This window comes from Halorubrum sp. SD612, from assembly GCF_002135005.1.
Genome location: NZ_NEWI01000192.1, coordinates 1 through 4,182 on the forward strand (window position 1 = coordinate 1; position 4,182 = coordinate 4,182).

A 4,182-nucleotide genomic window follows, 5' to 3' on the forward strand; every position below is an offset into this window, starting at 1 on the left:
TCCCGCCCGCGGGTGGCGACGTCGCCGTGCGCAACGCGGGGTTCCTCGCCGACGACGGGCGGCTGCTGCTCGCGGTCAAGGCGCGCAGCGAGGACGTGACGGCGGAACCGGACGCGGTGTTCGAGAGGGCGCTCGACCGGCTCCGGGAGGCGTACGAGGTGCTGGAGACGCGGCGCCTCGACCGGTTCCACGAGGACCACCTCGGAGTCGTCGCGACGCCGAAGTGATCACTCGTCCGGCTCGAAGACGTCCTCGATCCGGCAGTCGAAGTGATCCGCGAGGGCGAACGCCAGCTCCAGCGAGGGGTCGTAGCGCTCGCGTTCGATCGCGTTGATCGTCTGTCGGGTGACCCCGACCGCGGCCGCGAGGTCGGCCTGGCTCTCACCGGTCTCGGCGCGCCTGTCGCTGATGTCGTTTCTCATGTCCGGTACTTGTGGTAGATGACGGACGCGCCGAACGCGACGAAGACCGCGAAGAGCGTCCACGTCGCGCCGTAGAACTCGCCGGGAAGCGTGACTAGCCCGCTCTCCCGGAGCGCGAGGCCGCCGGGCGTCCCGAGGACGAAGAGGTACGCGAAGGCGTTCAGCGTGTTCTGGCTGGCCTTGCGCTCGATGGTCGTGTCGCGCTCGTCGTACAGATCGACGGGGCTGAACCGCTGGACGAGCCCCATGCCGAGGCCGCCGGTCCAGTACAGGGCGACGCCGAGGACGAATCGATCGAGCGCGATGCCGATCCACAGCGCGAGGATGCCGGCGCCGAGCAGGCCGTACGCGATGCGTTTGTACCGCTTTCGGGCGGAGGGCCGAGTCGTTGCGGAGGTCGTGTGTTCGCTCATGGTGGAGGGTAAAGCGAGCGCGGGAAGGTGTAAAGCTCGCTTTACAGTAAAGCGTACTTTACATCACTTATTAAAACTATCGCCGCGGATGGCGCTACGGATAGACGTCGCCAGAGGCCTCGTTACGCCTTTTTTCGGGGGTTCACCACGACGGCGGCGAGAAGCCGGCGTCTTCCAAGATCGGCTTCCACCGCTTCTGGACGGAGAGCCGCGAGACGTCCATCGCGTCGGCGACGGCGGACTGCGAGCGTTCCTCGCCGCGGATCAGGCCGGCGGCGTAGAGGCTGGCGGCGGCCGCGACGCGCTTCCCGCGGTCGTCGTCGGGGGCGCGCGAGAGGAACAGGTCGACCGCGGTCGAGCGCGTCCCCGCGTCGAGGTCGAGCGAGGCGCACGCCTCGTCGAGCAGCTCGATCCACGCCTCGTTGTCGACTCGGTCGCTCGCCCGGTACACGCGCCGAGATAGTCGATCGAGGTATATAAACGGTCCGCGGTCGCGGTCGGGTGGGCGCGCGCGGACGCGACCCCGTAAACGACCGCGGTCGTCGCCCTCAAGTCTCCCACGCACGTAGCGCGCGCATGTCGAGCCAGACGTGGGACGAGACGCGTGTCCGGGCGCTTCACGACGACCTCGTCGAGCTGTACGAGCCGGTCGACCGCGTGGCCGAACACGGCGCGGACCCCACGGCCGAGCCGGGCGAGGGCGTCCGCCAGCTGGTGACGACGATCCTCTCGCAGAACGTCGCCGACGAGAACACGCGCCGGGCCTCGGAGGCGCTGTTCGACCGCTACGACGACTTCGCGGCGATCGAGGCCGCCGACCACGAGGAGCTGAAGGAGACGATCCGCGTGGCGGGGCTCCCCGACCAGAAGGCCGCCCGCATCCAGCGCGCGCTGACCGCGATCCGCGAGGAGACCGGCGGCGCGTACTCGCTCGCGTTCCTCGACGCGATGCCGACTGACGAGGCCAAAGGGTGGTTGACCGAGATCAAGGGCGTGGGCCCGAAGACCGCCAGCGTCGTGTTGAACTTCCACTTCGGGAAGCCGACGATGGCGGTCGACACGCACGTCGAGCGCGTCTCGAAGCGATTTGGGTTGGTGCCCGAGTCGGCGTCGAACGAGCGCGCTCACGAGGTGCTGGACGCGCAGGTGCCGGACGAGCTGATCTACCCGCTTCACGTGCTGTTGATCCGGCACGGTCGCGAGCGCTGTTCGGCTCGGGGTGCGGACTGCGACAATCCTGTGTGTGACGCGTACTGCGACTGCGAGTACTGTTTATAAGTTAGATCACGGTTTGTTGGCTGCGATTTATAAGTAAATCTCGGCACTGGATCGTAGCAGACACTTACAAAGCCCCAGCCGCTCGCTAATAAATAACTGACCACGGCAACACAGTGAACACCGCCAAAGCCCCAGCCGTGAGGCCGCAGTACGCTCGTTGCGCGCTTCAGTCGCTCACTCCGTTCGCTCCTTCCAGTGCTTACGTCGCCTACTGCGGCCTCACGGCTGCCCCTTTGAGTCCCACCCGACCGCAACCGCACCTCCGGAAGACGGTCCTGCTCGCTCACTTCGTTCGCTGCGCGGGCTGCGACTTCCGTGCTCCCGCTCGCGTTGCTCGCGGGACCGCAGCCTCACGCCTCCCCAGCCTCGTCGCTGGCGGCTGCCGCCGCCAGCGACTCCCTCGCGCGTGCGACTCGCGCCCTATCGGGCACTCGTCGGCACGCGCCACCGAATTTATAAACCGCGTCGCTGCTGGCGGTTCGTCAGGTTCTTGAGTCGGTTTCGCGTACGCTGGTTTGCGCGCGGGTTGCCGAGCCAGGCCAAAGGCGTAGCGCTTAGGACGCTATCCCGTAGGGGTCCGCCGGTTCAAATCCGGTCCCGCGCATACTGCCTCGGACGAATGTGAGAGGTATGTATGCGCGGAGGATTCGAACCCTGGAAGTCGCGCGCAACGAGCGAAGCGAGTGAACACGTCTTCCTCCGGTTCAAATCCGGTCCCGCGCACTGAGCGAAGGAGCGGGTGACCCGTTCACCACACGCTCCCCCGGTACTCGAGCCGCAGGTGGTCGGCCGTCTCCGGCGGGATCCCCATCTCCTCGAACATCCGCCGGAAGGCCGCGCGAACGTCGTCTTCCTCGAAGGATCGGGAGGCACGCGTCTGCGCGTCGACCTCGACTCCGCCGTGGTAATCGAGGTGGACGCGGTAGGTGTACCCGTCGGCCTCGTGCGTGACGGTCGCCCGCGGGAGGACGAAGTCGATCCCGCCGAGCCGCTCCTCGCCCGCGTAGTACTCGCGGGTGTACTGGCCGGAGCCCGGGACGGAGCTCTCGTTGGTCGCCGTCGCGCGAGCGGTCAGCTCCGCGTACGTCGCGCGGAACGCGACCGGCTCGTCGACCCGCATCTCCGGGGTGCCCGCCCCGGGCTCGCCGGGGTCGGCGGCGCGGACGTCCGCTCGGAGTTCCTCGACGTACCCCTCCGCGGTCGCCTCGTCCATCTCGAACAGCAGCGTGAGCCGATCGACGAGCCACTCGTCCGGCGGGAGGTCGTCGACGGTGAACTCGCCCCGGTTGTCGTCCGCGAAGACGGTCACGACGGTGACGCCCTCGTCCGCGTAGAAGGTGGCCCACAGCCGCTTCGTCTCCGAGTGGTCGAACGTGACCCTGAACGCCTCGTACTCCGGGCCGAGCTCGGCGTCGAGCTCGTCGACGCCCTCGGGGTGGAAACCGCTCGACCCGACGCGCTCGACCGCGTACCCGGCCGCGCTCGCTCGGGCGAGGGCGTCCTCGTACCCGAGGCCCGACACGGTGACGCCGTCCGACGAGTACGACGCCACGTCGGACCCGATCAGGACGCCGGCGAAGACCGCGTACGCGGCGGCGACGACGATGACGGCCCCGACGATCGCGATCGCGGCCCAGCGGAATACGTTCATACGCGTTGATACATCTCAGCGTCGTATAGCCCTGCCGGCGGTTCCCTCGCGGCGGTGACGACCGCCGCGACCGGTGAACCGCGTCCGCCGAGTGGCGCGTTCGGACGGGCCGCGGCTACGGCTCGCCGGCCGACACCCGCACCACCTGCTTGCCGATGTTGTCGCCGGAGAAGAGACCGAGGAAGGCGTCGGGGGCGTTCTCTAATCCCTCCACGACCGTCTCGCGGTGTTCCAGCTCGCCGCTCGCGACCCAGTCAGCGAGGCGCTCGCTCGCCTCGCCGAACCGGGTCGCGAAGTCGCCGACGAGCAGCCCCCGTACCTTCGCCCGACCCGGGCCCAGCCCCGGGAGCTTCCCTGGCGCCGTCGGGCCCTCCCCCTCGCTGCCGTTGCGCATCACGCCGCCGACCCCCCCCCGCCC

General features: G+C 68.6%; 6 protein-coding genes, 1 tRNA gene and 1 pseudogene. 3 read left to right on the forward strand and 5 right to left on the reverse strand.

Annotated features, from left to right (window positions below; genetic code table 11):
• On the forward strand, positions 1–227 hold a 227-nt coding region (locus B9G38_RS14760), incomplete at its 5' end, for a fibrillarin-like rRNA/tRNA 2'-O-methyltransferase (RefSeq protein WP_303646239.1).
• Here B9G38_RS14760 and B9G38_RS14765 read toward each other — a convergent pair.
• The 3 genes from B9G38_RS14765 to B9G38_RS14775 form a co-directional block, all read right to left on the reverse strand.
• A complete protein-coding gene (locus B9G38_RS14765) occupies positions 228–422 on the reverse strand; it encodes a helix-turn-helix transcriptional regulator (RefSeq protein ID WP_086220881.1) in 195 nt (64 codons plus the stop codon).
• Entirely contained in the window at positions 419–835 is a 417-nt protein-coding gene (locus tag B9G38_RS14770; protein ID WP_086220882.1) for a DUF2178 domain-containing protein, read from the reverse strand. The genes B9G38_RS14765 and B9G38_RS14770 overlap by 4 nt, the downstream gene beginning before the upstream one ends.
• A gap of 142 nt (positions 836–977) precedes the next feature.
• The gene (locus B9G38_RS14775) at positions 978–1,286 is read right to left on the reverse strand and encodes a cyclin (protein WP_086220883.1); all 309 of its coding nucleotides are present in this window, start codon (positions 1,284–1,286) and stop codon (positions 978–980) included.
• 125 nt (positions 1,287–1,411) lie between these two features.
• On the opposite strand from B9G38_RS14775, the gene nth reads away from it, so the two are divergent.
• Both nth and B9G38_RS14785 read left to right on the forward strand, forming a co-directional pair.
• Positions 1,412–2,113 carry an endonuclease III gene (nth, locus tag B9G38_RS14780; RefSeq protein WP_086220884.1) on the forward strand — a complete coding sequence of 234 codons (702 nt, stop codon included), beginning with the start codon at positions 1,412–1,414 and terminating at the stop codon, positions 2,111–2,113.
• Between the two features lie 519 nt (positions 2,114–2,632).
• Positions 2,633–2,717: transfer RNA gene (locus B9G38_RS14785), tRNA-Leu, on the forward strand.
• Between the two features lie 144 nt (positions 2,718–2,861).
• Here B9G38_RS14785 and B9G38_RS14790 read toward each other — a convergent pair.
• Both B9G38_RS14790 and B9G38_RS14795 read right to left on the reverse strand, forming a co-directional pair.
• Positions 2,862–3,764 carry a hypothetical protein gene (locus B9G38_RS14790; RefSeq protein WP_086220885.1) on the reverse strand — a complete coding sequence of 301 codons (903 nt, stop codon included), beginning with the start codon at positions 3,762–3,764 and terminating at the stop codon, positions 2,862–2,864.
• A gap of 115 nt (positions 3,765–3,879) precedes the next feature.
• Positions 3,880–4,182 (reverse strand): annotated as a pseudogene (locus tag B9G38_RS14795) (NADP-dependent oxidoreductase); the annotation flags it as partial.

Coding starts and splice junctions, on each gene's coding strand:
- B9G38_RS14765 (WP_086220881.1), bottom strand. CDS start 422: ATGAGAAACGACATCAGCGACAGGCGCGCCGAGACCGGTGAGAGCCAG.
- B9G38_RS14770 (WP_086220882.1), bottom strand. CDS start 835: ATGAGCGAACACACGACCTCCGCAACGACTCGGCCCTCCGCCCGAAAG.
- nth (WP_086220884.1), top strand. CDS start 1,412: ATGTCGAGCCAGACGTGGGACGAGACGCGTGTCCGGGCGCTTCACGAC.
- B9G38_RS14790 (WP_086220885.1), bottom strand. CDS start 3,764: ATGAACGTATTCCGCTGGGCCGCGATCGCGATCGTCGGGGCCGTCATC.